Source organism: Methylobacterium fujisawaense, assembly GCF_039619325.1.
Taxonomy (GTDB): domain Bacteria; phylum Pseudomonadota; class Alphaproteobacteria; order Rhizobiales; family Beijerinckiaceae; genus Methylobacterium; species Methylobacterium fujisawaense.
Map to the genome: position 1 here is coordinate 5,604,614 of NZ_CP155000.1, position 22,612 is coordinate 5,627,225.

Here is a 22,612-nt window from a genome sequence, read left to right on the forward strand (position 1 = left end):
TCAGTCCGGCGCACGCAGGCGGTAGCCCACGCCGGTCTCAGTGAGCAGGTAGCGCGGGCGCTCCGGATCGGGCTCCAGCTTCTGGCGCAGCTGCCGGATATAGACGCGCAGGTATTGCGGATCCGACGAGGCCGGCGCGTGGCGCATGAGCTGCGCGTGGGTCAGCACCTTGCCGGCATGCTGCACCAGCACGCGCAGGAACTCGTATTCCCGGGGCGACAGCTTCACCGCGCGCTCGCCGACCCGGACGACGCGGCGGACGAGATCGACCGAGAGGTCGTCGACCCGGAAGACCGGCCGCTCCCCCTGCATGGCCAGGCGATGGCGCAGGGCCGTGCGGATGCGCGCCAGCAGCTCGTTCATGCCGAAGGGTTTGGTGACGTAATCGTCGGCCCCGAGATCGAGGGCCTCGACCTTGCCGCGCTCGTCGTCGCGACTCGACAGGATCACGACCGGCAGGTCGGGCCAGCGCTCGCGGATCGCCGCAAGGAGGGCATGGCCGGGCATGTCCGGCAGGCCGAGATCGAGGATCGCGAGATCCACGCCCCCGGCCTCCAGGGCGGCGAGCGCCGCGGCCCCGTCGGCGGCCTCGGCGACCGCGTAATCCTGCGTCCCGAGGCCGGTGCGGAGCAGCCGGCGGATCGGCGGCTCGTCGTCGATCACCAGGATCCGGGCAAGGCTCACGCGGGCTGTTTCCCGTCGCGGATCCAGGCGGCCGGGCGGCTCATTCCGGCCGGAGCAGCACGTGCCGCTTCTTGCCGAAGGACAGCTTGATCACGCCGTCCGGGGTCAGGTCGCCCTGGCCGAGCATCGCCTTCTCATCCGTGACCGGTACATCGTTGACCCGCAGGCCGCCGCCCTTGATCTGCCGGCGCGCCTCGCTGGTGGAGGGCACGAGCTTGGCGACGTCCGGGCCGAAGGCGGTGAGGACCCCGAGCCCGGCCTCCAGGGTGGCCGACGGCACGGTCACGCTCGGCAGGTCGGCGGCCAGCGTCCCTTCCACGAAGGTCTTGCGCGCGGTCTCGGCGGCGGCCTCCGCGACCTCGCGGCCGTGCATCAGCGCGGTGGCCTCGGTGGCCAGCACCGTCTTGGCCGCGTTGATCTCGGAGCCGGCGAGCGCGGCGAGACGCGCGATCTCCTCCATCGGCAGCAGGGTGAACAGCTTGAGGAAGCGGGCCACGTCCGCGTCCTCGGTGTTCCGCCAGAACTGCCAGTAATCGTACGGCTTCAGCATCTCCGGGTTGAGCCAGACGGCGCCGGCCGCGGTCTTGCCCATCTTGGCGCCCGAGGATGTCGTCAGCAGCGGGCAGGTCAGGGCGTAGAGCTGCGGCGTGCCCATGCGGCGGCCGAGATCGATGCCGTTGACGATGTTGCCCCATTGATCCGACCCGCCCATCTGCATGACGCAGCCGTAGCGACGGCTCAGCTCGACGAAGTCGTAGGACTGGAGGATCATGTAGTTGAATTCCAGGAACGACAGCTCCTGGTCGCGCTCCAGGCGCAGGCGGACGCTGTCCATCGACAGCATCCGGTTCACCGAGAAATGCCGGCCGATGTCGCGCAGCATCTCGATGTAGTTGAGCTTGGTCAGCCACTCGGCGTTGTCGACCATCACGGCGTCGCCGGCGCCTTCGCCGAATCGGAGGAACCGGTCGAAGGTCTTGCGGATCTCGGCCTTGTTGGCGTCGATCTGCTCGACGGTGAGGATCTTGCGGGTCTCGTCGCGGCCCGACGGGTCGCCGACCCGGGTGGTGCCGCCGCCCATCAGGGCGATCGGCCGCCCCCCCGTGGCCTGCAGCCAGTGCAGCATCATGATCGACAGCAGGTGCCCGACATGCAGCGAGGGCGCCGTGCAATCGTAGCCGACATATGTGGTCAGCCGCCCTTCCAGGGCCGCGGCGTCGATGCCGGCCAGGTCCGAGGTCTGGTGGATATAGCCGCGCTCGGTCAGGATCCGCAGGAAGTCGGATTTCGGCGCGAAGCTCTCGGCGGTCATGGCTGCCATCTCGGGTCGCGCGCTGGCGCGACAGGCCGAGGCCCCGCATGCTAGCTCGCGCTGGGTTCAGGATACGGCGCGCTCTTAGCAGGGCGTTGGCCGAAAGGCACGGGGCAGGGCGGCATGGCGATGATGCGCGCGATCGGACTGATGAGCGGCACCTCGCTGGACGGCGTCGACATCGCGCTGATCGAGACCGACGGCGAGCGGGTCCACGTGGTCAAGGGCCACAACAACTTCCTGGAGCCGCTGGGTCCCACCGGCTACCGCGGCTACGCCGACGACGAGAAGGCGCTCCTGCGCGCGGCCACCAAGGATGCCGAATCCGTGCTCCATCCCGGCGACCGGCCCGGGCGGCTGCCGGAGGCGGAAGCGTTCGTCACCCTGGCCCATGCCGAGGCCGTGGAGCGCTTCCTGGAGGAGCACGGCCTGTCAGCGTCCGAGATCGACGTGATCGGCTTCCACGGCCAGACTGTGATCCACCGGCCGGACCAGCGCATCTCGATCCAGATCGGCGACGGGCAGGCGCTGGCGACCCGGCTCGGCATCCCGGTGGTCTCGGACCTGCGCCGGGCCGATATCGAGGCGGGCGGGCAGGGGGCGCCCCTGGTGCCGGTCTTCCACAAGGCGCTCGCCGAGGCCTCGGGCTTCGACGGGCCGTTCGGCATCCTCAACATCGGCGGCGTCGCCAACGCGACGCTGATCGACTCGAAGGGCGGCGTCATCGCCTTCGACACCGGTCCCGGCAATGCGCTGATCGACGAATGGATGCAGGAGCGCGAGGGCAAGAACCTCGACGATGGCGGTCGCACCGCGGCCCGGGGCCGTCCCGACGAGCAGCTGCTCGCTTGGCTGCTGACGCACCCGTTCTTCTTCCGCAAGCCGCCGAAGTCGCTCGACCGGAACTGGTTCTCCCACAAGCTCGCCGGCCAGCTCTCCACCGAGGACGGCGCCGCCACCCTGACGGCCTTCACGGCGCGCGCGGTGGCCCGCGCCCTCGACCACGCCCCCGAGATCCCGACCCGCTGGATCGTGGCCGGCGGCGGCGCGCGCAACGGCGAGCTGGTGCGGCTCCTCAACTATCATCTGCGCGCGGAGATCACGACCGCGGACGCCATCGGCTGGTCCTCGGCCTACCTGGAGGCGCAAGCCTTCGCGTATCTGGCGGTGCGTTCGCTCAAGGGCCTGCCGATCACCTTGCCGTCGACCACCGGGGTGCGCGAGGCGATCACCGGTGGGGTCCTGACGCGGCCGTGAGTCTCGGCCACGCGCTCCGGCGGATCATCGAGGAATACCCGCTCGCCCGGCTCGACCCGCCGGCCGGCCATCCGCTGGCCTTCGTCATCCGCAAGGGCGCGCCGGAGGAGCTGCGCGCCGCACTGGCGCCGATCGACGGGCCGTTCCTAGTCAAGGGCAGTCCCGGGCGCGGAAGCCATTGGGCCGCGATCCCCTGGCTCGCCGTGTTCGACCCCGCCATCACCACCAGCGCCACGCGGGGCTACTACCTCGTCTACCTGTTCCCGGCCCATCGTGAGGCGGTGCACCTGTCGCTGGCGCAGGGAACGGTGGCGGCGATCCGGAGCCACGGTCCGGCGGCGGCCGGCGCCCATCTCCGTGCCAGCGGCGCTGCGCTCAAGGCGCGGCTCTCGGACTTCGCCGACGCGCTGCCAAACGCGACGATCGCCCTCGGCAGCGCGGGCGAATTGCCGGAGGGCTACGAGGCCGCCCACATCCTCGGCCTCACCTACGACCTTCCCGATCTCGGCGACGAGCGCCGCCTGCACCGGGATCTCGCCGTGGCGGTCGCGGCATATCGGGCGCTGAAGGCGCGGGGCGGGCTCGACCTGCCCCGTTCGGGCGGGACGGCATGAGATCGCAGGCCGCCGCGAGGGCCGTCCTGACGCAGCGACGCAATCCGGGAGCGCCGCTGTTCCGCTGCCCGGGATCGCTGCGCTGCGCCCGCAGGGACGGGGATACCGAGCGAGCGAACGCATCCGCCAAGCCCTCCGCCCAGCCCTCCGCCCGGCCCCTTGCAGGCACCGCGTTTGTGCCCCCGGCGCTCCCGCGCTAAGGCAACGGCGCCATGTCGCACAACACCTTCGGCCACCTGTTCCGCGTCACGACCTTCGGCGAGAGCCACGGGATCGCACTCGGCTGCGTCGTCGACGGCTGTCCGCCGGGCCTGCCCCTGGAGGCCGAGGAGATCCAGGCCGAGCTGGATCGCCGGAAGCCCGGCCAGTCGCGGTTCACGACGCAGCGCCGCGAGCCCGATCAGGTGAAGATCCTGTCCGGCGTGTTCGCGGACGACCGCACCGGCGGCCGCCAGCTCACCACCGGCACGCCGATCGCGTTGATGATCGAGAACACGGACCAGCGCTCCAAGGACTATTCGGAGATCCGCGACAGCTACCGCCCCGGCCACGCCGACTACACCTACGACGTGAAGTACGGCATTCGCGACTATCGCGGCGGCGGCCGATCCTCGGCGCGCGAGACCGCCGCGCGGGTCGCGGCCGGCGCCGTGGCGCGCAAGGTCATCCCGGGCGTGACCATCCGGGCAGCCCTGGTGCAGATGGGACCGCACGCCATCGACCGGTCCCGTTGGGACTGGGCCGCGGTCGGCGACAACCCGTTCTTCTGCCCCGATGCCGAGACGGCCGCTTTCTACGAGACCTACCTCGACGAGATCCGGAAGGACGGCTCGTCGGTCGGCGCCGTCATCGAGGTCGTGGCCGAGGGCGTGCCGCCTGGCCTCGGCGCGCCGGTCTACGGCAAGCTCGACGCCGATCTCGCCGCGGCGATGATGTCGATCAACGCCGTGAAGGGCGTCGAGATCGGCGACGGGTTCGCGTCGGCGGCCCTGCGGGGCGAAGACAATGCCGACGAGATGCGCGCCGGCAACGGCGATCGGCCGCGTTTCCTCGCGAACCATGCCGGCGGCATCCTCGGCGGCATCTCCAACGGCGAGCCGGTCGTGGTGCGCTTCGCCGTGAAGCCAACCTCCTCGATCCTGACGCCCCGCCGCTCGGTCGCCCGCGACGGCAGCGAGGTCGATCTCGTCACCAAGGGCCGGCACGACCCCTGTGTCGGCATCCGCGCCGTGCCGGTTGCGGAGGCCATGATGGCCTGCGTGCTGGCGGATCACTATCTGCGCCATCGCGGACAGGTCGGATCGCAGCCCTGATCCGGGTCCGTCCCAACGATTCGAGAATGCCCGTGCCCCACTGCTCCGTCACAGAGGCCATCGCGGCCTTCGCCCGCGGCGAGATCGTGGTCGTCACCGACGATGACGATCGCGAGAACGAAGGCGACCTCGTCGTCGCCGCCTCGCTCTGCACGCCGGAGAAGATGGCGTTCATCATCCGCAACACCTGCGGCATCGTCTGCGCGCCGATCACGCAGAGCGAGGCGCGGCGGCTGCACCTCGCTCCCATGGTGGCGTCGAACGACGCGCCGCTGGGTACGGCCTTCACCGTCACGGTCGACGTCAAGCACGGCCTGACCACGGGGATCTCGGCGGAGCAGCGCTGCAACACGGTGCGTGCGCTGGCCAACGGCAACATGGGCGCGGGCGACTTCGTGCGGCCCGGCCACGTCTTCCCGCTCATCGCCCGCGACGGCGGCGTGCTCATGCGCTCGGGCCATACCGAGGCCGCGGTCGACCTGTGCCGCCTCGCCGAGCTGCCGCCCGTGGGCGTGATCTGCGAGCTCGCCAACGACGACGGCACCGTGATGAAGGGGCCGCAGATCGAGGCCTTCGCCGAGACGCACGGCCTCAAGCAGGTCTCGGTGGCCGATCTCATCGCCTACCGGCAGGCGCGCGACCGGCTGGTGGAGCGCGTCGGCCACTTCACGGTCCGCTCGAACCACGGCGACGTGAACGCCTACGTGTTCTCGACGCCCTTCGAATCGATCCAGCAATTCGCCTTCGTGATGGGCGACATCGGCGACGGCCGCGACGTGCTGGTGCGCCTGCACCGCTCCAACGTCGCCGCCGACGTGATCGGCGGGGGAAAGCAGATCGACGCCGTGCTGAAGCGCTTCGCGGCCGCCGGGCGGGGCGTGCTGGTCTATCTCCGGGACGGGACTGCGGGCGTGCCGGTGAAGACCGTCACCGACGAGGGCACGGAGGCCCTGCGGGCGCGGCAATGGCGCGAGATCGGGCTCGGCGCACAGATTTTGCGCGATCTCGGCGTGGTCTCGATCCGCAACCTCGCGACCTCGTCGCGCTCCTATGTCGGCCTTTCGGGCTTCGGCATCGAGCTCTTGGGCGACGAGCCACTGGAGGGCTGACGCTCTTCAGGCGCGGCGCAGGACGGTCCAGACCGCCGCGCTGGCCATGATGGCGGCGGCGCTCCGGTTCAGCCGCACGCGGATGGCGGGCCGTCGCAGGGTCTCGCGCGCCCGCGCCGCCAGCGCCGCGTAGGGCGTCATCACGGCCAGCAGGATCGCGGCCGTGATCAGGATGAGGGCGACGACATCGGCCGCCGTCACGCGCCGCAGATCGACGAGCGTGGGCAGGATCGCGAGGTAGAAGACGATCGTCTTCGGATTGCCCAGGGTGATGGTCAGCCCGGCGACGAAGCTGGTCAGCGGCCGGTCGCGAGCTTCGCCCGCGATCCGGACAGCCGTTCCGGCGGCGCGCCAGAGCCGGAACGCCAGGTAGGCGAGATAGAGCGCCGCGCCGTAGCGGATGACGGCGAAGACCGTGCCGAACGCCTCCGCGATCAGTGACAGGCCGAAGATCGCGGCGGCGAGATAGGTCAGGTCGCCCAGGATCAGACCGGCCGAGAAGGCCATCGCGGCGCCGAAGCCCGAGCTGAGGGCCCGCGCGACAAGCGCGACGACGCCGGGTCCCGGCACAGCGGCGGCAACGCCCAGGGCCAGCGCATAGGTCAGGAAGCCCGAGAGCGTCATCGGCCGAAACCCGGACGGGCTGCGCCGGTGCGGTCGACGCGCTGGCGCGCAAGCGACGGCATCCGGCTCAGCGTCAGCATGGCGGCGGTCTCCCCGAAGCGCAGATTACGGCGCGCGCGGGAACGGGTGCAATCGGGATGCAGCGCCCCCGTCAGCGCCCCATCAACGCGTCGACATGGGCGGCCACCGATTTGCCGAGCCCCTCGAGACTGTAGCCGCCCTCCAGGATCGAGACGATCCGCCCGCCGGCGCAGCGGTCCGCGACATCCATGAGCCGGCGGGTCGCCCAGCCGAAATCCTCCGCTTCGAGGCGCAGATTGGCCAACGGATCGAGCCGATGGGCGTCGAAGCCGGCGGAGATCACGATCACGTCCGGCCGGAAGGTTTCCAGGCGGGGGAGGATGCCGGTTTCGAAGGCTTCGCGAAACACCTCGCCGTCGTCGTTGGGCCGCAGCGGCACGTTGACGATCGTGTCCTTCTCGCCGCGCTCGGACGACGCCCCCGTCCCCGGATAGAGCGGCATCTGGTGGGTGGAGCAGTAGAGCACCGCGGCGTCGTCCCAGAAGATGTCCTGGCTGCCGTTGCCGTGATGGACGTCCCAATCCACCAGGGCCACCCGCTCGGCCCCGTGTTTCTGGCGGGCGTGGCGGGCCGCGATGGCGGCATGGTTGAACAGGCAGAAGCCCATCGACCGGGTCCGCTCGGCATGGTGGCCCGGCGGGCGCATGGCCACGAAGGCGTTGCGGCACCCGCCGCCGACGACGGCATCGACGGCGTGCATTCCGCCGCCCACCGCCCGCAGCGTCGCCTCCAGGCTCCCCGCCGACAGGATCGTGTCGGAATCGATGCCGACCATGCCGTGCTCGGGCACCGCCGCCACCAGCGCGTCCACGTAGGCGCGCGGATGGGCAAGCGTCACCGCCTCGATCTCAGCCTTGGGTGCAGAGGCCCGCACGAGGCCGGCGAAGCGCTCATCCTCCAGGGCCCGCTCCACGGCGCGCATCCGGGCCGGCCGTTCCGGATGTCCCTCCGGGACCTCGTGATCGAAGCTGGCGGGATGGCTCACGTAGAGGGTGGTCACGAGGGTCGCTCCCGGATGCTCTCCTGTCGCGCACCTGCAACAGGAGCCGGCAATGTGCCACGGGCCCAACGCGCGGACTACGGCGGGGTGCCGTTGCCCCCTTATGGTTGCGCGATTCTTCCGTGGGACGGACCCGGATCATCAATCCATCGAGGCTCCGTCCACGGCCCCGAGGATCTTCGGGGCAGGACCATGCGCATCACATCGGTCATCGGCTGCGCGCTGTTGCTGGCGGGCTGCACCTTCAAGGGCGTGCCCGATCCGGCCCTTTCGGCCCGCGATGCCGAATTCATGGCCCTCGTCCCGGATGCCGAGTTCGATCCGCACTTCGCCCGCTATGAGGTCGCCGATCCGACCCGGGAATCGCCCGGCACGATCGTGGTCGAGACGAAGGAGCGGCAGCTCTACCTCGTGCTGCCGGGCGGCAAGGCGATCCGCTACGGCGTGTCGGTGGGCGACGAGGCCTATGGCTGGACCGGCACCGCCCGAATCGACCGCAAGGCGGAATGGCCGGCCTGGAATCCCCCGGCCGAGATGATCAAGCGCTGGCCGCATGTCCACGCCATGCAGGGCGGCCCGATGAATCCCCTCGGCGCCCGCGCCCTGTACCTGTCGGATCACGGCCGGGACACGCTCTACCGGATCCACGGCACCAACGAGCCCGAGAAGATCGGGCAGGCGGTCTCCTCCGGGTGCATCCGGATGCGCAACATCGACGTGGTCGACCTCTACAACCGGGTCCCCGTCGGGGTCTCGGTCATCGTCCGGTAACGCAACCGGTCAACGTCCCAATAAGCCTGCTTGCTCGGGGGGTGTTTACCTGAACTTCCGTTCAGATCTCGCCATTAACCTCTGGAAGGGAAGCGGTCCCGTAAGTTGAAGACACACAGGGACTAGCACCGGCCGCAGCAAAGGTCGGAGGAGCAGGCGATCATGACCACCATCTCCGTTCAACAGTTCTGCAACCATGCTGTTTCGACCGGCACGATCAGCGACGAGGACCTGCTGGTCCTGAAGCGCGAGGTTCTTCCGGAAGGCCTCATGAACCGCGAGGACGCCGACCTGCTGATCGCCCTCGAGCGGGCCGTGATCGGCTCCGACGCCTTCGCCGACTTCCTGGTGGCCTCGGTCGTCGACTTCGCCGTGTGGGGCTCGCGCCCGACGGGCTACATCGACCGCGACGTCGCCGCTTGGCTGGCCGCTTCGCTCAGCGGCCGCGACGGCCCGAGCGCGGTGGGCGCCCGGATCGCCATGGAAATCGTCCGTGAGGCGCAGAGCAGCGCAGAATCGCTGGTGGCCTTCGCCCTCGAAGCCAACCGCCGCGCCCGGGACACGGTTTCGGCCCCGCGGATGACCTTTGCCCTGGCGGCGTGAGCCTCGGAGCAACGCACAGCTTCCGTCCGCGGCGCAACTGATCTATCGGGACAGTCAAGCCGGTGCGCAATCCGGCGATCTCGAAAGCAGTGCGCCAGCGATGTTCGAAAAGATCCTGATTGCCAACCGGGGCGAGATCGCCTGTCGCGTGATCAAGACCGCCCGGAGGATGGGCATCAAGACCGTAGCGGTCTACTCGGATGCCGATCGCGACGCCGTGCACGTCGCCATGGCGGACGAGGCGGTCCATATCGGTCCCGCTGCCGCATCCGAATCCTATCTCGTGATCGAGAAGATCGTCGAGGCCTGCAAGAAGACCGGCGCCCAGGCGGTCCATCCCGGCTACGGCTTCCTGTCCGAGCGCGAGGCCTTCCCGAAGGCGCTCGAAGCCGCCGGCATCGTGTTCATCGGCCCCAACCCGGGGGCCATCGCCGCCATGGGCGACAAGATCGAGTCGAAGAAGGCGGCGGCCGCCGCCGAGGTCTCGACCGTTCCGGGCTTCCTCGGCGTGATCGAATCACCCGAGCACGCCAAGACGATCGCCGACGAGATCGGCTACCCGGTGATGATCAAGGCCTCCGCGGGCGGCGGCGGCAAGGGCATGCGCATCGCCTATTCGGGCGACGAGGTGGCGGAGGGCTTCGCCCGCGCCAAGTCGGAGGCGGCCTCCTCCTTCGGCGACGACCGCGTCTTCATCGAGAAGTTCATCACCGACCCGCGCCACATCGAGATCCAGCTGATCGGCGACAAGCACGGCAACGTCGTCTATCTCGGCGAGCGCGAGTGCTCGATCCAGCGCCGTAACCAGAAGGTGATCGAGGAAGCGCCGTCGCCGCTCCTCGACAAGAAGACCCGCCGCAAGATGGGCGAGCAGGCGGTCGCGCTGGCCAAGGCGGTGAACTACGATTCGGCCGGAACGGTCGAGTTCGTCGCCGGGCAGGACAAGTCCTTCTACTTCCTGGAGATGAACACCCGTCTGCAGGTCGAGCATCCGGTCACCGAGATGATCACCGGCCTCGACCTCGTCGAGCTGATGATCCGGGTCGCGGCCGGCGAGAAGCTGCCGATCACCCAGGACGACGTGAAGCTGAACGGCTGGGCGGTGGAGAGCCGCGTCTATGCCGAGGACCCGACCCGCAACTTCCTCCCCTCGATCGGCCGGCTGACAACCTACCGTCCGCCGGAGGAGGGCCGGCAGGGCACGGCGATCGTGCGCAACGATACCGGCGTGGAGGAGGGCGGCGAGATCGCCATCCACTACGATCCGATGATCGCGAAGCTGGTCACCTGGGCGCCGACGCGCGCCGAGGCGATCGCCGCGCAGGGTGAGGCCCTCGACGCCTTCGCCATCGACGGCATCCGCCACAACATCCCGTTCCTCTCGGCGCTGATGGCCCATCCGCGCTGGCAGGAGGGGCGGCTGTCCACAGGCTTCATCGCCGAGGAATTTCCCGAAGGCTTCACGGCGCCGGAGCCGGCCGGGCCGGTGGCCATCCGCATGATGGCCGCCGCGGCGGCGATCGACCACAAGCTCAACCAGCGCAAGCGCGGCATCTCCGGACAGATGCGCGCCCCGGGCCTCTTCGCCTTCGAGCGCGAGCGCGTGGTGATCCTGGCCGGCCAATCCTATCCCGTGACCGTCGAGCCGGAGGGCGAGGACATCCTCGTGACCCGGGACGACGGCACGGCGCTCACGGTGGCGAGCGCGTGGCGCCCGGGCGAGCCGGTCTGGATCGGCACGATCGGCTCCGAGCGCGTGGCGATCCAGGTGCGCAGCCTGCTCAACGGCGTGTTCCTGCAGCATGCGGGCGCGGCCGCCGAGGGCCGGGTCTATACCCGCCGCGAGGCGGAGCTCGCCGCCCTGATGCCGGTGAAGGAGCAGGCGGGCTCGGGCAAGCAGGTGCTATGCCCGATGCCCGGACTCGTGAAGCAGATCCTGGTCACCGAGGGCCAGGAGGTAAAGAACGGTGAGCCGATCGCGGTCGTCGAGGCGATGAAGATGGAGAACATGCTCCGCGCCGAGCGCGACGCCACGGTGGCGAAGATCCACGCCAAGGAGGGCGACAGCCTCGCCGTCGACGCGGTGATCCTGGAATTCGCCTGATCGCGGCAGGCGCGTCGCATACGCCGTCGTGACGGCGGTTCACGACGCGCAGACCAAGCTCCTGGCGACGGCGCTGAACAACAGCGCCGGTGCTTCGCGGTGATCGGCTGCGTCACGCCGATCACCGCCATGAGCTTCGGGATCGCCAATGCGCCCGTCCAGCGGCCGGCGATCGCTTTCTTCGCGGCGATCTGGCCTTGCGCGGCGATGGGCTTACATTGGATCGGGAGGCGCGTGCTGCGGCGCATCAGACCATGAGTTCGGGGGAGATCTTCGTGACATTCGTTATCCCCGCCCTCACGCTGGCACTCGCCTATGCGGCCATGCGGGCGAACGAGTGGTCGGTCCAGCGCGACGAGCGCGAGCCCGGACGGTAATTCGGGCGCTCGGCCGACCAAGCGCGGCCACATGCCCCTCTATTTCGCCTACGGCGCCAACATGGATGCCGCCGCGATGGCGCTCCGCTGCCCGGTTTCGCGGCTGATCGGCGGCGGGCACCTGCCGAATTACCGCTTCATCATCATGCGTGAGGGCTACGCCTCCGTCGTGCCCGATGCCCGACGCACCGTCTGGGGCGTCCTGTGGGAATTGGCTGTCGACGACATCCCGGCGCTCGACCGCTACGAGGGCGTCGCCGGGGGGCTCTACACGAAGGCGGCGCTCCCGGTCCGCGCGGGGGAGGGCGTCAAGCGCGCTCTGATCTATCGCGGATGCTCGACCGCGCCTGGCCGCCCGCGGCCCGGATATCTGGACGCCGTCGTCGCGGCGGCGCGCGCGGCGCAGCTGCCGTCGGCCTATCTCCGGGAACTCAGCAGTTGGGCCCGCGGCCTTCCCGCCTGAGCGCCGCGCACTTGGTACGCGACATGCTTGCCCACGATCGAGCTGGAGGGCGAACGGCAGCACCACGCCTGGCCAGCCATCCATGATTGCGCAGCGCGCCCGTCGGCCAACGATGATTGGCGTGCGCCTGCGAGGGAGAGTTGTACATGTCGTATTTGGCGCCCGCCGATTTCGTGAAGAAGGCCGTCGATGCCGGTGAGGCAAAGGTCTTCATGGCGACCAAGGATACCTTCATCCGGGCCTACATGGCCGGCGCGATCCTGGCGCTCGCCGCCGCCTTTGCGGTGACCGTCAACCAGGCGACCGGTCAGCCTCTGGTCGCGGCGCTGCTGTTCCCGGTCGGCTTCTCGATGCTGTACCTGCTCGGCTACGACCTGTTCACCGGCGTCTGCGTGCTGACCCCGCTCGCCCTGATCGACAAGCGGCCGGGCGTCACCGTCGCCGGCGTCGCCCGCAACTGGGTGCTGGTCTTCTTCGGCAACTTCGCGGGCGCGCTCACCACCGCGGTGTTGATGTCGATCGTCTTCACCTTCGGCTTCGCCACCGAGCCGAACGCCGTGGGCAAGCTCATCGCCGGCATCGGCGAGGCGCGCACCCTCGGCTACGAGAAGTACGGCGCCGCCGGGATGCTGACCCTCTTCGTCCGCGCCATGCTGTGCAACTGGATGGTCTCCACCGGCGTCATCGGCGCCATGCTGTCGACCTCGGTGCCCGGCAAGGTCATCGCGATGTGGATGCCCATCACGGTATTCTTCTTCATGACCTTCGAGCACTCGGTGGTGAACATGTTCCTGTTCCCGTCGGCGATCCTCATGGGCGGCCACCTGACGGTGATGGACTACCTGCTCTGGAACGAGATCCCGACGCTGATCGGAAACATCGTGGGCGGCATCGCCTTCACGGGCCTGATGCTCTACTCCACCCATGTCCGCACCGGTGCGACGCGGAGCCCGGCCCTGGGTGCCGGCGTCCGTCGCCCGATCGCGGCCGAGTAAGGCCATCCCGGCCCGCGTCGCCAGGCGCGGGCCCAGTCAGACGAAGCGGCGCCTGCATGAGCGAGACCCGGACGAGTTCAGTCATCGTCACGGGCCGCGTCCAGGGCGTCTCCTACCGGGCCTGGACGCAGGCGGAAGCCCGCGCCCGGGGCCTCTCGGGTTCCGTGCGCAACCGCGACGACGGCACGGTCGAGGCGGTGTTCAGCGGCTCACCGGAGGCCGTGGCGGCGATGGAGGCCCTGTGCCGGTCGGGTCCCGCCGGTGCGCGTGTGACCGACGTGGCCGTGCGTGCCGGCGGCGACGTGCCGCCCGGCGGCGGTTTCCGGATCCTGCGCGACTGACCTCGGCGGCGCGGGTTCAGTACGCGCCCGCGGGCTGATATGCGGGATCGCCCCCTCGCGAATCCGCCATCCGGAGACCATGAACGACTTCTCCGCCGGCAGCGCCGCCTTCTCGCACCTCGACCTCGGGGCGCTCCTCTACTTCATCGTCGCCTGGGTCGCCTACGGCCTCTCCGTGGGCCGGCTGCGCGGACGGATGGTCTCCCTCAGCCAGATCATGAACGGCCACCGGGCCAACTGGGCGCGCCAGGTCATCGGCCGCGACAACCGGGTGGTCGATACGCAGATCAACGCCTCCCTGCAGAACGGCACGGCCTTCTTCGCCTCGACGTCACTGATCGCCTTGGGCTCCGTCCTCACCCTGTCGCGGTCCGGGGACGATGTCCTGAACCTGTTCGCGACGCTGCCCTTCGGGACGGTGGCCAACCGCCTGACCTGGGAGTTGAAGGTCGCCGGCCTCGCACTGATCTTCGTCTACGCCTTCTTCAAGTTCGCCTGGGCCTACAGGCTGTTCAACTACACGGCCATCCTGCTCGGCGCCGTGCCGCCGAAGGGATCCGGCGCGAGCGACACCGAGATGCTGCGGGCCGTGCGGCGGCTCGCGGCCATGAACGTCAGCGCCGGGCGTCACTTCGCCCGCGGACAGCGGGCGTTCTTCTTCGCGCTCGCCTATCTGGGCTGGTTCATCAGCCCCTACATCCTGTTCGTCTCGACGACCGCCGTGGTGATCATCATGTGGCGCCGCCAATTCGCCTCGGAGATCCGCAAGGCGCTTCTGGAAGCCGGGGAGGGACCGCACGAGGGGCCGCTCGACGCTCCGCTCCTGTCGCCCGCCGAGGAGGCACGCACATGACCGACGCACGACCCGACGACGACGCCATCGAGACGACGATGCTGCGCCTCGTGACCGAGCGCGGCGCCGACAAGACCGTCTGCCCCTCGGAAGTCGCCCGCGCCCTCGGCGGTCCGCATCCGGATGGCTGGGGGCCACTGATGCAGCCCGTGCGACGGATCGCGGTGCGGCTCGCCCATGCCGGGCGCATCGCGATCCTGCGAAAGGGAAAGGCCGTCGATCCGGACGATTTCCGGGGCGTCTACCGGCTGTCGTTGCCGGGCTCGGGCGCGGGAAGCCAGTCGGGCGTGTAGCCGGACCAGCGGTAGACGGCGAGGCCGATCCACTCCTTGATCGCGAGGTCGAACTGGAGGAGCCCGTCCGAGGCGAAGCCGTGGACACGGGTCACGTCACCCCAGCCGCGGGTCCGGTAATCCACCGGGAAGGCGTCCACCGTGAAGCCCGCTTGGCGGAAGCAGCCGATCGCCCGCGGCATGTGCCAGGCCGAGGTGACGAGCAGCCAGCGCTCGCCGGGCTTCGGCTGCACCAGAGCGGCCGAGAAGGCGGCGTTCTCCTGCGTGTTGCGTGAGCGGTTCTCCAGGATGAGGCGCGTCCGCGGCACGCCGATCACATCCGCCTGCCGACTGACGATGTCGGCCTCCGCGATGCCGCCGGCGATGAAGCCGCTGCCGCCGGAGAAGACCAGCCGCGCCCCGGGAAAGCGGCGGGCGAGGTCGGCGAGGTAGATCGGTCGCTCGCCGGCATCGTTGACGACGATCTGATCCCGCGCTTCCGAGAGGCCGGCCTCGATCCCGCCCCCCAGCACGATGATCCCCGCCGGCGCCGGACCGTCGGCCGGATAGGGCGGGAACCGCTGCTCGAGGGGCAGCAGGACCATTTCCGACACCGGCGACAGGCCGCCTGCGGCGAGCAGCAGCGCGCCGAAGAGCGCGCATCCGAACCCGGTTCTGCGCCACCGCGTCATCGCCGTCAGGCCGAGGCCGACCAGGATGGCGAAGATGCAGAAATTGGAGGGCGTGATCAGGAAGAAGATCAGCTTCGAGGCGGGGAAAAACACGGATCTCAAGCCGGCTTCGTCTCGGATTCGAACCGGGCCAGGGCGGCGGCATCCGGCGGAAGCAGGCTCGCGAGCGTGGCGCCCCGCTCCACCTCGCGCTGGATCCAGAGGTCGAGACGCTGCTGCTCCACGGCTTCGAGGGCGACGCGCTCGGCGATCGCGGCCGGCACGGCGACGATTCCGGTGGATTCACACACGAGGATGTCGCCCGGATGGATCGCCGCCCCTCCGCAGGCCACCCGCTCCTGCGTGCCGACCAGGGCGAGGGTGCCCCCGGCGGCTGCCGGCCGGCTCCAGGCCGGGATGCCGATCTCGTCCGGCAGGGCCGCGTCAGTCACGAGGCCGACGGCGCCCCGCTGGGCGAGCCGCGCGGCCAGAATCGCCCCGAACGGCAGGGCGAGGCCGGACGCGGCGGCATCGATCACCACGACCGCGCCGTCCGGCACGGCGTCGATAGCGGCAGCGAGGTCGCCGGCGGCATCGTCACGGGCCGGAATCATCCGCATCGTGTAGGCGGGACCGACGACAGCGCCGCTCCCGCGCGCCGAGAGGCCGTGCGGGGTGAAGGCCTTCATGCCGGCCCGCGTCAAGGCGCGGGCGAGGCTCGCCGGGGTAACGGCGGAGAGCGCATCGCGCAGGGTCGGATCGATGGCCATCGGGGGCTCCGTGAAAGGCCGGCCCCGGTCCGGGCGGCGCGGTCGGGAAAGGTGGATCGCGCCGGCGCGCCGGCAAGTCCGAAGGGGCCGTCAGGCGATGGGCTCGCCCAGGGCGCGGGCGGCGCCGGGCCGGGCGGCCACGCGCTCGTACCAGCGGTGCAGCGCCGGGCGCTCGATCCGCTCGGCCGGCAGGTTCAGCCAGCGATGGGCCGCGCAGCCGAGGGCGATGTCGGCGATGCTGAAGCCCTCGCCGACCATGTAGGTCCGCTCCGCGAGATGGCGGTCGAGGATCGCGGCCATGGCCTCGCTCTTCTCCAGCGAGGCGGCGATCAGGGCACGGTCGGGCTCGGCCGCCCGGTAGAGTTGCCAGAACGCGTCGCGCATGGCGGGCGTGAAGCTCGTGGCCTGCCAATCGACCCATTGCTCCACGTGGGCGCGCGCCCGGGGATCCGCCGGCAAGGCCAGGGCCGGACTGGTCGCCGCGAGGTAGCGCAGGATCGCGTTGGATTCCCACAGGACAAAGCCGTCCTCCTCCAGCGTCGGGACGAGACCGTTCGGGTTCAAGGTGCGGTAGCCGGGATCGTTGACGACCCCGTGGGCACCGCCGGCCGCGACCCGCTCGTAGGGCAGGCCGGCCTCGTCGAGCCCCCATACGGCCTTCTGCACGTTCACCGAGGTGAGGCGGCCCCAAAGCCTGCGCATGGTCGAAGAGTCTCCGTCACACCTTGGGCGGGTAGGCATGGTCCTGCCCGCTCGGATCGGTCACGCGCATCCCGTCCCCGGTCTCGCGGAGGTAGCGGGGGCCGATCGGCACCTTGCCGTGCCCGCCGGGAATGTCGAGCACATAGGTCGGCTGGGCGAGGCCCGAGAGGCGGCCGCGCAGGGCGCGCATCAGGTCCTGCCCCTCGGGTACACCCGTGCGGAGATGGCCCGTTCCGGGGGCCAGATCGCCATGATGGAGGTAGTAGGGCTTGATCCGGTTCTCGACGAGAACTCGCATCAGCGCCTCGAGGGTCGCGGCCTCGTCGTTGACGCCGCGCAGGAGCACCGACTGGCTCACCAGCGGGATGCCCGCATCGACCAACCGGGCGCAGGCGGCGCTGGCGGCGGCGCTGAATTCCCGCGGATGGTTGGCGTGGATGGCGACGAAGACCGCCCGCCCGAAGCGCTTGAGCGCCTGGACGAGGGCGTCGGAGACGAGATCGGGCTTCACCACGGGCACGCGGGTATGGACCCGCATCACCCGGACATGCGGGATGGCGGCGAGGCGCTCCGCGATGACGCCGAGGCGGCGCGGCGAGAGCGCGAACGGGTCGCCGCCGGTGAGCACCACCTCCCAGATCCGCGGATCCTGCGCGATGTAGGCGAGGGCGGTGTCGAGCTCGGCGTCGGTGAGCGTCCCGAGCCCGTCGGGTCCGACCATCTCGCGGCGGAAGCAGAAGCGGCAATAGACCGGGCAGACATGGAGCGGCTTCAGCAGCACGCGGTCGGGATAGCGATGCACGATCCCGGTCACGGGGGCGTGGGCGGCGTCGCCGATCGGGTCGGCGCGCTCCTCCGGCGTCGCCACGGCCTCCTCGGCCCGGGGGACGAACTGGCGGCCGATCGGATCGTCGGGATCCTGCGGGTCGATCAGTTCGGCCATGTCGGGCGTCACCGAGACGGCGTAGCGCGCGAGGACGGCGCCGAGGGCCTCGGCTTCCGCCCCGGAGATCAGGCCGGCGGAGAGAAGGTCGTCCGCGCTGCGCAGGGCCCGGTTCATGGCCGCGTCTCCGCCACGGGTGTCCAGATCACGTCCTCGATCCGGGTTGCCCCGCAGGCCAGCATCGCCAAGCGGTCGAAGCCCAGGGCGATCCCGGACGCCTCCGGCATGACGGCGAGCGCCGCGAGGAAGTCGTCGTCGATCGGGTAGCGCTCGCCGTAGACGCGCTGCTTCTCGGCCATCTCCGCCTCGAACCGGCGGCGCTGCTCCTCCGGGTCGGTCAGCTCGCCGAAGGCGTTGGCGAGTTCGACGCCGCAGGCGTACAGCTCGAAGCGCTCGGCCACGCGCGGATCGTGCGGCGACGGACGGGCGAGGGCGGCCTCGCTGATGGGGTATTCGCACAGGATGGTCGGGCGGCCGAGGCCGAGATGCGGCTCGATCCGCGCGACGAGGACGCGGGAGAACAGGTCGGCCCAGGTGTCGTCCGGGACGACCCGGAGCCCGGCCCCGGCGACGGCGGCGGCCAGGGCATCCCGATCGGTCGCACCGCTCGGCCTGACGCTGGCCAGGAGGTCGATCCCGGCGAAGCGGTCGAAGGCCTCCGCCAGGGTCAGGCGCTCCGGTTCCGCGAAGGGATCCGTCTCCCGGCCACGGAAGACGAGACGACGGGCGCCCGCGGTCTCGGCCGCGCAGGCGAGCAGCGCGGCGCAATCCGCCATCAGCGCCGTGTAGGCGGCGCCGGCCCGATACCATTCGAGCATGGTGAACTCGGGATGGTGCAGCGGCCCGCGCTCGCGGTTGCGGAACACGCGGGCGACGCTGAACAGCCGCGTCTCGCCCGCAGCCAGAAGCTTCTTGCAGGCAAATTCCGGTGAGGTGTGAAGGTAGAGGGGCGTGCGGGCACCGCTGGCGCCGATCGCCTCCGTGGCGAAGGCCGACAGATGCGCTTCGTTGCCGGGCGAAACCTGGAGGCAGGCGGCCTCGGCCTCGATGAAGTCGCGGTCGGAGAACCATGCGCGGAACGCCGCGAGGATGCGGTTGCGCAGGAGCAGTGCCGGGCGCCGGTCGGCGTGGCGGCCGGCTGACCACCAGGGGGAGGCCGCGCCCGTCACGACCGGCCTCCGCGTCCGCTACGGAGCGAGTCCGGCCGGCTCCGACCGTACGGCGTCGCGTTCTGGAGCACTCTCAATCCTCGGCCCTGACTGGCTCCGGACCGCGGAGACGCGCCGCGGCCGAGGCTGTGTGCCATCGACGGTTCACGCCCGCCCGCTGGCAACCGCGGCGCAGATGCGATAGTGGCGGGGTCCGAGATGCAGCGCCCGCGCTTGGCGCGTGCCGGCCCCCATGTCAATGCAGGACGCAATTCCGTGAAGGTGATCGCCTCAACGCTCCGTAAGGGCAATGTCGTCGAGAAGGATGGCAAGCTCTACGTGATCCTGTTCGCCGAGAACATCCACCCCGGCAAGGGCACGCCGGTGACCCAGCTCGACATGCGCCGGATCACGGACGGCGTGAAGGTGTCCGAGCGCTACCGGACGACCGAGCAGGTCGAGCGCGCCTTCGTGGAGGATCGCGAGCACACCTTCCTGTACAGCGATGGAGAGGGGTTCCACTTCATGAACCCCGAGAATTACGAGCAGATCGCCGTGCCGGAGGACGTGGTGGGCGATGCCGCCCCGTACCTCCAGGAGGGCATGGCGGTGATGCTCTCGGTCCATAACGGCGTCCCGCTGACGATCGAGCTGCCGCAGCGCGTGACCCTGGAAGTCGCCGAGACCGAGCCGGTCCTCAAGGGCCAGACCGCCTCCTCGTCCTACAAGCCCGCGACCCTGTCGAACGGCGTCCGCACGACCGTGCCGCCCCATATCGCGGCCGGCACCCGCGTCGTCGTCATGACGGCCGACGGTTCCTACGTCGAGCGCGCCAAGGACTGATCCGGTGCTCGCCGGTGGCCGGGCCCGGGCGGTTCGGCGCCGGGCTCAAGGCGCGGCCCGCGCGGCCGCGTCCAGGGTGGCGTAGCATCCCTGCGAGAGCCCCTGCGCGCGCAGGCGCTCCGTCCCGCTGAAGGGGCGCCCATCCTCCCGGAACAGATCCTCGCGAAGCAGCGCCTCCGACGTGCAGCGCGCGGCGATGCGGCAAAGCGCCGGCTCGCCGCCCGTGCGGGTGCAGATCGTCACGTAATCGGCGCGGAACGCCCGCAGCCCGGCGCGCGGATTGGCGCCGATCACCGTGACGACACCGGTCAGCAGGGCCAGCAGGACGGGCTGGTGGATGAGGTAGATCGCAAGGCTGTGGCGGCCCGCGAAGGTGGCGGCGCGCCCCAGGCGCGTGCGTGGAGCCCAGGCCCCGAGGCGCGAACGGGCAAGCTTCGGCAGCGCCAGACGACCCAGGACGATCCCGGCCAGAACCAGCCCGAACCAGGGGAAGAGCGGCACGTAATCGTTCGTCCGCGGCACGACCGAGCCCAGGCCGAGAAAGGACAGGGCCGCGGCGTCGAAGATGGGCGCGTGCACGACATGCGGTGCGGCGAGGAAAACGGCGGCCGCGACGGCCGTGACGGGCACCGGCAGGAACAGGAACGGAAGCCCGAGCAGGCTCGAGACGGCGATGCAGTGGAGCACGCCGAAGAACACGAAGGCGTCCGGGAACATGACCCAGGTGCCGAGGGTCACGAGCAGCGCCGCCCCGCCGATCCGCGCGAACCGCAGCAGGGTCGGCCGGACCCGGACGCCCCGGCCGTTCATCAGCACGAGCCCGACGCCGACCAGAAGCAGGAAGCTTCCGGCGATCGCCTCGGCGGCGTGCCGGCCCAACGGGGTCAGCGCGTAATTCTCCGCCGTCAGCCGCAGATGGCCGAGATCCCAGACCGTGTGGTAGCTCGCCATCGCCGCCAGGGCTGCGGCCCGGGCGGCGTCGATGACCGGCCATCGGCGCTGCGCAGCCGGTGACGCGGAGACGAAGCGGTCGAGGGTGACGTCAACGGACATGATGGTGCTCCCAAACCATGTCGGCGCCGCCCTTTCCACCGGAACCGGCTCGGGGCGCCTCGGCCCATCGTGACGCTGGCGCGAAGGCTCTCGGAAACGTGAAGGCGGTGGGCACACGAATGCGCGGCGGCGGTCCGCAGCGGGGGATCGGAAAAACCCTTCGGCGGCCCCGGCGCTTAAACCCCGTTTTCCCCGGGAGCTGCGACCGATCGACTGTTGCGGCCCCGCCTCCGTGCGCCAAGATTGCAACTTCGCGGGGCTCATCAGACGGCCAAATGGGCTTCCCGGCCATCAGGACTTCGTTAATCTTGCCGGGAGAGCGCGCGGCGTGATTCGGTGTAGGTTGCTCGGCCATGTCTGACGAACGCGGATCCGGGCCGGAGAACCCCGAACGGTTGCCGGTCGCCCGAACCGGCGAACAGGGTCAGTACGAGGACGAGGCTCTCGATCTCGTCGAGGTGGCGGGGCGCATCAAGTGGTTCGACGTCTCGAAGGGCTTCGGCTTCATCGTGCCCGACGACGGCGCGCCGGACATCCTGCTGCACGTGACCTGTCTGCGTCGCGACGGGTATCAGGCCGCGAGCGAGGGCGCACGCATCGTCGTGGAAGCCGTCGAGCGCCCACGGGGCTGGCAGGCGTTCCGGGTGATCTCCCTCGATCAGGCCACGGCGGTGCATCCGTCCGAGATGCCCATGCCGCGCACCCACGTCACCGTGACGCCGACCAGCGGATTGGAAACGGCCGTCGTGAAGTGGTTCAACCGCCTGCGCGGGTTCGGCTTCCTCACGCGGGGCGACGGAACGCCTGACATCTTCGTGCACATGGAGACGTTGCGGCGCTACGGGATCGCCGAGCTGAAGCCCGGGGAGTCCGTTCTCGTCCGCTATGGCGACGGCTCGAAGGGCGTCATGGCGGCCGAGGTCCGGCTGATCGACGGGGCGATGCCCGCCTCGCATTGAGATTGCGGCCGCCCGGCAGCGCGCAACCTGCGCCATAGGCTTGGCGAATCGGCGGAAATCCGGCGCCGGATTCCCCTGTCGCACATCCTGGTCTAACACCGGCGCCGGGCGCGCGGGCCCGCGCGCCATTCCTCGAGAGGCTTGAGCCTGTGAGATCCATATTCCGCGCCGCCTCGGCGGCCGCACTAGCCTGTCTCGCTGTGAGCGCGGTCGGCCCGGCCCCGGCGGCCCGGGCGCAGGCTGCGGCGCGCGCCGCTGCGGTCAAGTCGGAGCCGCTGACGATCATCACGAAATCTGGGCCCAAGCGCTTCGACGTCGAGGTGATGCGCGACGACGCCGCCCGCGCCCGGGGCCTGATGTTCCGTCGGCACATGGCGGGGGACCACGGCATGCTGTTCGATTTCGAGCAGGACCAGCCCGTCACCATGTGGATGAAGAACACCTATCTGCCCCTCGACATGGTCTTCATCCGCGCCGACGGGACGATCAGCCGGATCGCGGCCGATACCGAGCCGCTCTCCACCGCGATCATCGCTTCGGGCGGCCCCGTCCTCGCGGTTCTGGAACTGAATGCGGGAACCGCGGCGAAGCTCGGGATCGCGCCGGGCGACCGGATCGAGCACGCCATGTTCAAGGCCCGCTGACGTCCATCCCGGCCCGCGAACGCACCGGGAACAAGTGCCTTGACCGCCGCCGAATTCCGCGCCAGTGTTCCGGCAATGTTCCGGTGCGCCGGAAGGCAGGTTCAGG

26 protein-coding genes are annotated in these 22,612 nt (G+C 70.2%); 16 read left to right on the forward strand and 10 right to left on the reverse strand.

All coding sequences use genetic code 11. The annotated features are described in order from the left end of the window. The gene (locus tag ABC766_RS26495; RefSeq protein WP_043355638.1) at nucleotides 1–684 is read right to left on the reverse strand and encodes a response regulator; all 684 of its coding nucleotides are present in this window, start codon (nucleotides 682–684) and stop codon (nucleotides 1–3) included. 40 nt (nucleotides 685–724) lie between these two features. Next, nucleotides 725–1,996, reverse strand: coding sequence for a tyrosine--tRNA ligase (gene tyrS / locus ABC766_RS26500; RefSeq protein ID WP_345822846.1), 1,272 nt, complete (start codon nucleotides 1,994–1,996; stop codon nucleotides 725–727). Nucleotides 1,997–2,119: 123 nt separating this feature from the next. Between tyrS and ABC766_RS26505 the strand changes: the two genes are divergently transcribed. The 4 genes from ABC766_RS26505 to ribB all read left to right on the forward strand — a co-directional run bounded on the left by ABC766_RS26505 (nucleotide 2,120) and on the right by ribB (nucleotide 6,289). Further along, complete coding sequence (locus tag ABC766_RS26505) at nucleotides 2,120–3,253, forward strand: anhydro-N-acetylmuramic acid kinase (protein ID WP_100793966.1); 1,134 nt, start codon at nucleotides 2,120–2,122, stop codon at nucleotides 3,251–3,253. Then, nucleotides 3,250–3,867, forward strand: coding sequence for a DUF3578 domain-containing protein (locus ABC766_RS26510; RefSeq protein ID WP_345819849.1), 618 nt, complete (start codon nucleotides 3,250–3,252; stop codon nucleotides 3,865–3,867). Before ABC766_RS26505 ends, ABC766_RS26510 begins: the two co-directional genes overlap by 4 nt. 212 nt (nucleotides 3,868–4,079) lie before the next feature. Next, entirely contained in the window at nucleotides 4,080–5,180 is a 1,101-nt protein-coding gene (gene aroC / locus ABC766_RS26515) for a chorismate synthase (RefSeq protein ID WP_053610690.1), read from the forward strand. Between the two features lie 32 nt (nucleotides 5,181–5,212). Further along, nucleotides 5,213–6,289, forward strand: coding sequence for a 3,4-dihydroxy-2-butanone-4-phosphate synthase (gene ribB / locus ABC766_RS26520; RefSeq protein WP_043380842.1), 1,077 nt, complete (start codon nucleotides 5,213–5,215; stop codon nucleotides 6,287–6,289). Nucleotides 6,290–6,295: 6 nt separating this feature from the next. Here ribB and ABC766_RS26525 read toward each other — a convergent pair whose 3' ends face one another. Then, entirely contained in the window at nucleotides 6,296–6,913 is a 618-nt protein-coding gene (locus tag ABC766_RS26525; protein ID WP_345819850.1) for a LysE family translocator, read from the reverse strand. A 151-nt stretch (nucleotides 6,914–7,064) separates the two neighbouring features. Continuing rightward, on the reverse strand, nucleotides 7,065–7,994 hold the full coding sequence (locus ABC766_RS26530; protein ID WP_043355631.1) for a histone deacetylase family protein: 930 nt from the start codon (nucleotides 7,992–7,994) through the stop codon (nucleotides 7,065–7,067). A gap of 192 nt (nucleotides 7,995–8,186) precedes the next feature. On the opposite strand from ABC766_RS26530, the gene ABC766_RS26535 reads away from it, so the two are divergent. The 9 genes from ABC766_RS26535 (at nucleotide 8,187) to ABC766_RS26575 (ending at nucleotide 14,794) form a co-directional block, all read left to right on the forward strand. Further along, entirely contained in the window at nucleotides 8,187–8,765 is a 579-nt protein-coding gene (locus ABC766_RS26535; protein ID WP_342140684.1) for a L,D-transpeptidase, read from the forward strand. A gap of 162 nt (nucleotides 8,766–8,927) precedes the next feature. Next, nucleotides 8,928–9,368: a hypothetical protein gene (locus tag ABC766_RS26540; protein ID WP_345819851.1), complete on the forward strand. Its 441-nt coding sequence runs from the start codon at nucleotides 8,928–8,930 to the stop codon at nucleotides 9,366–9,368. A gap of 100 nt (nucleotides 9,369–9,468) precedes the next feature. Next, the gene (locus ABC766_RS26545) at nucleotides 9,469–11,472 is read left to right on the forward strand and encodes an acetyl-CoA carboxylase biotin carboxylase subunit (protein WP_043380765.1); all 2,004 of its coding nucleotides are present in this window, start codon (nucleotides 9,469–9,471) and stop codon (nucleotides 11,470–11,472) included. Between the two features lie 99 nt (nucleotides 11,473–11,571). Continuing rightward, nucleotides 11,572–11,730: a hypothetical protein gene (locus ABC766_RS26550; protein ID WP_345819852.1), complete on the forward strand. Its 159-nt coding sequence runs from the start codon at nucleotides 11,572–11,574 to the stop codon at nucleotides 11,728–11,730. Between the two features lie 150 nt (nucleotides 11,731–11,880). Beyond that, nucleotides 11,881–12,312, forward strand: a complete 432-nt coding sequence (locus tag ABC766_RS26555) for a gamma-glutamylcyclotransferase family protein (protein WP_345819853.1) — start codon at nucleotides 11,881–11,883, stop codon at nucleotides 12,310–12,312. Nucleotides 12,313–12,458: 146 nt separating this feature from the next. Continuing rightward, the gene (locus ABC766_RS26560) at nucleotides 12,459–13,307 is read left to right on the forward strand and encodes a formate/nitrite transporter family protein (protein WP_043357000.1); all 849 of its coding nucleotides are present in this window, start codon (nucleotides 12,459–12,461) and stop codon (nucleotides 13,305–13,307) included. 56 nt (nucleotides 13,308–13,363) lie between these two features. Next, nucleotides 13,364–13,648 (forward strand): acylphosphatase, encoded by a 285-nt coding sequence (locus ABC766_RS26565; RefSeq protein WP_345819854.1) that lies wholly within the window; start codon nucleotides 13,364–13,366, stop codon nucleotides 13,646–13,648. Between the two features lie 79 nt (nucleotides 13,649–13,727). Continuing rightward, nucleotides 13,728–14,501 (forward strand): DUF599 domain-containing protein, encoded by a 774-nt coding sequence (locus tag ABC766_RS26570; RefSeq protein ID WP_043380763.1) that lies wholly within the window; start codon nucleotides 13,728–13,730, stop codon nucleotides 14,499–14,501. Next, nucleotides 14,498–14,794, forward strand: a complete 297-nt coding sequence (locus tag ABC766_RS26575; protein WP_043356993.1) for a DUF3253 domain-containing protein — start codon at nucleotides 14,498–14,500, stop codon at nucleotides 14,792–14,794. Before ABC766_RS26570 ends, ABC766_RS26575 begins: the two co-directional genes overlap by 4 nt. On the opposite strand, the gene ABC766_RS26580 is transcribed toward ABC766_RS26575, so the two are convergent. The 5 genes from ABC766_RS26580 to epmA all read right to left on the reverse strand — a co-directional run bounded on the left by ABC766_RS26580 (nucleotide 14,743) and on the right by epmA (nucleotide 19,028). Then, nucleotides 14,743–15,558, reverse strand: coding sequence for a YdcF family protein (locus ABC766_RS26580; protein WP_043356991.1), 816 nt, complete (start codon nucleotides 15,556–15,558; stop codon nucleotides 14,743–14,745). The two genes, ABC766_RS26575 and ABC766_RS26580, sit on opposite strands and share 52 nt — an antisense overlap. A 5-nt stretch (nucleotides 15,559–15,563) precedes the next feature. Next, nucleotides 15,564–16,214: a dimethylmenaquinone methyltransferase gene (locus ABC766_RS26585; protein ID WP_345819855.1), complete on the reverse strand. Its 651-nt coding sequence runs from the start codon at nucleotides 16,212–16,214 to the stop codon at nucleotides 15,564–15,566. A 90-nt stretch (nucleotides 16,215–16,304) separates the two neighbouring features. After that, nucleotides 16,305–16,916: a glutathione S-transferase family protein gene (locus tag ABC766_RS26590; RefSeq protein WP_043380758.1), complete on the reverse strand. Its 612-nt coding sequence runs from the start codon at nucleotides 16,914–16,916 to the stop codon at nucleotides 16,305–16,307. Between the two features lie 16 nt (nucleotides 16,917–16,932). Further along, the gene (locus ABC766_RS26595) at nucleotides 16,933–17,976 is read right to left on the reverse strand and encodes a lysine-2,3-aminomutase-like protein (RefSeq protein ID WP_345819856.1); all 1,044 of its coding nucleotides are present in this window, start codon (nucleotides 17,974–17,976) and stop codon (nucleotides 16,933–16,935) included. Then, on the reverse strand, nucleotides 17,973–19,028 hold the full coding sequence (gene epmA / locus ABC766_RS26600; RefSeq protein ID WP_345819857.1) for an EF-P lysine aminoacylase EpmA: 1,056 nt from the start codon (nucleotides 19,026–19,028) through the stop codon (nucleotides 17,973–17,975). Before epmA ends, ABC766_RS26595 begins: the two co-directional genes overlap by 4 nt. Nucleotides 19,029–19,226: 198 nt before the next feature. Here epmA and efp point away from each other — a divergent pair, with 198 nt between their 5' ends. Beyond that, nucleotides 19,227–19,850, forward strand: a complete 624-nt coding sequence (gene efp, locus ABC766_RS26605) for an elongation factor P (RefSeq protein ID WP_197739341.1) — start codon at nucleotides 19,227–19,229, stop codon at nucleotides 19,848–19,850. A gap of 45 nt (nucleotides 19,851–19,895) precedes the next feature. On the opposite strand, the gene ABC766_RS26610 is transcribed toward efp, so the two are convergent. Further along, nucleotides 19,896–20,903 carry a heparan-alpha-glucosaminide N-acetyltransferase gene (locus ABC766_RS26610; protein WP_345819858.1) on the reverse strand — a complete coding sequence of 336 codons (1,008 nt, stop codon included), beginning with the start codon at nucleotides 20,901–20,903 and terminating at the stop codon, nucleotides 19,896–19,898. 353 nt (nucleotides 20,904–21,256) lie between these two features. Here ABC766_RS26610 and ABC766_RS26615 point away from each other — a divergent pair, with 353 nt between their 5' ends. Next, nucleotides 21,257–21,862 carry a cold-shock protein gene (locus ABC766_RS26615; RefSeq protein WP_043757891.1) on the forward strand — a complete coding sequence of 202 codons (606 nt, stop codon included), beginning with the start codon at nucleotides 21,257–21,259 and terminating at the stop codon, nucleotides 21,860–21,862. 149 nt (nucleotides 21,863–22,011) lie between these two features. Then, nucleotides 22,012–22,506: a DUF192 domain-containing protein gene (locus ABC766_RS26620; RefSeq protein ID WP_075380365.1), complete on the forward strand. Its 495-nt coding sequence runs from the start codon at nucleotides 22,012–22,014 to the stop codon at nucleotides 22,504–22,506. Nucleotides 22,507–22,612: the final 106 nt, after the last annotated feature.

Excerpts from the sequence above, each read along its gene's own strand:
- ABC766_RS26555 (WP_345819853.1), top strand. The coding sequence starts at position 11,881 with ATGCCCCTCTATTTCGCCTACGGCGCCAACATGGATGCCGCCGCGATG.
- ABC766_RS26585 (WP_345819855.1), bottom strand. The coding sequence starts at position 16,214 with ATGGCCATCGATCCGACCCTGCGCGATGCGCTCTCCGCCGTTACCCCG.
- ABC766_RS26525 (WP_345819850.1), bottom strand. The coding sequence starts at position 6,913 with ATGACGCTCTCGGGCTTCCTGACCTATGCGCTGGCCCTGGGCGTTGCC.
- ABC766_RS26505 (WP_100793966.1), top strand. The coding sequence starts at position 2,120 with ATGGCGATGATGCGCGCGATCGGACTGATGAGCGGCACCTCGCTGGAC.
- ABC766_RS26575 (WP_043356993.1), top strand. The coding sequence starts at position 14,498 with ATGACCGACGCACGACCCGACGACGACGCCATCGAGACGACGATGCTG.
- ABC766_RS26560 (WP_043357000.1), top strand. The coding sequence starts at position 12,459 with ATGTCGTATTTGGCGCCCGCCGATTTCGTGAAGAAGGCCGTCGATGCC.
- efp (WP_197739341.1), top strand. The coding sequence starts at position 19,227 with ATGCAGCGCCCGCGCTTGGCGCGTGCCGGCCCCCATGTCAATGCAGGA.
- ABC766_RS26565 (WP_345819854.1), top strand. The coding sequence starts at position 13,364 with ATGAGCGAGACCCGGACGAGTTCAGTCATCGTCACGGGCCGCGTCCAG.
- ABC766_RS26545 (WP_043380765.1), top strand. The coding sequence starts at position 9,469 with ATGTTCGAAAAGATCCTGATTGCCAACCGGGGCGAGATCGCCTGTCGC.
- ABC766_RS26615 (WP_043757891.1), top strand. The coding sequence starts at position 21,257 with ATGTCTGACGAACGCGGATCCGGGCCGGAGAACCCCGAACGGTTGCCG.
- ABC766_RS26610 (WP_345819858.1), bottom strand. The coding sequence starts at position 20,903 with ATGTCCGTTGACGTCACCCTCGACCGCTTCGTCTCCGCGTCACCGGCT.
- ABC766_RS26570 (WP_043380763.1), top strand. The coding sequence starts at position 13,728 with ATGAACGACTTCTCCGCCGGCAGCGCCGCCTTCTCGCACCTCGACCTC.
- ABC766_RS26540 (WP_345819851.1), top strand. The coding sequence starts at position 8,928 with ATGACCACCATCTCCGTTCAACAGTTCTGCAACCATGCTGTTTCGACC.
- aroC (WP_053610690.1), top strand. The coding sequence starts at position 4,080 with ATGTCGCACAACACCTTCGGCCACCTGTTCCGCGTCACGACCTTCGGC.
- ABC766_RS26535 (WP_342140684.1), top strand. The coding sequence starts at position 8,187 with ATGCGCATCACATCGGTCATCGGCTGCGCGCTGTTGCTGGCGGGCTGC.
- ABC766_RS26595 (WP_345819856.1), bottom strand. The coding sequence starts at position 17,976 with ATGAACCGGGCCCTGCGCAGCGCGGACGACCTTCTCTCCGCCGGCCTG.
- tyrS (WP_345822846.1), bottom strand. The coding sequence starts at position 1,996 with ATGACCGCCGAGAGCTTCGCGCCGAAATCCGACTTCCTGCGGATCCTG.
- ABC766_RS26590 (WP_043380758.1), bottom strand. The coding sequence starts at position 16,916 with ATGCGCAGGCTTTGGGGCCGCCTCACCTCGGTGAACGTGCAGAAGGCC.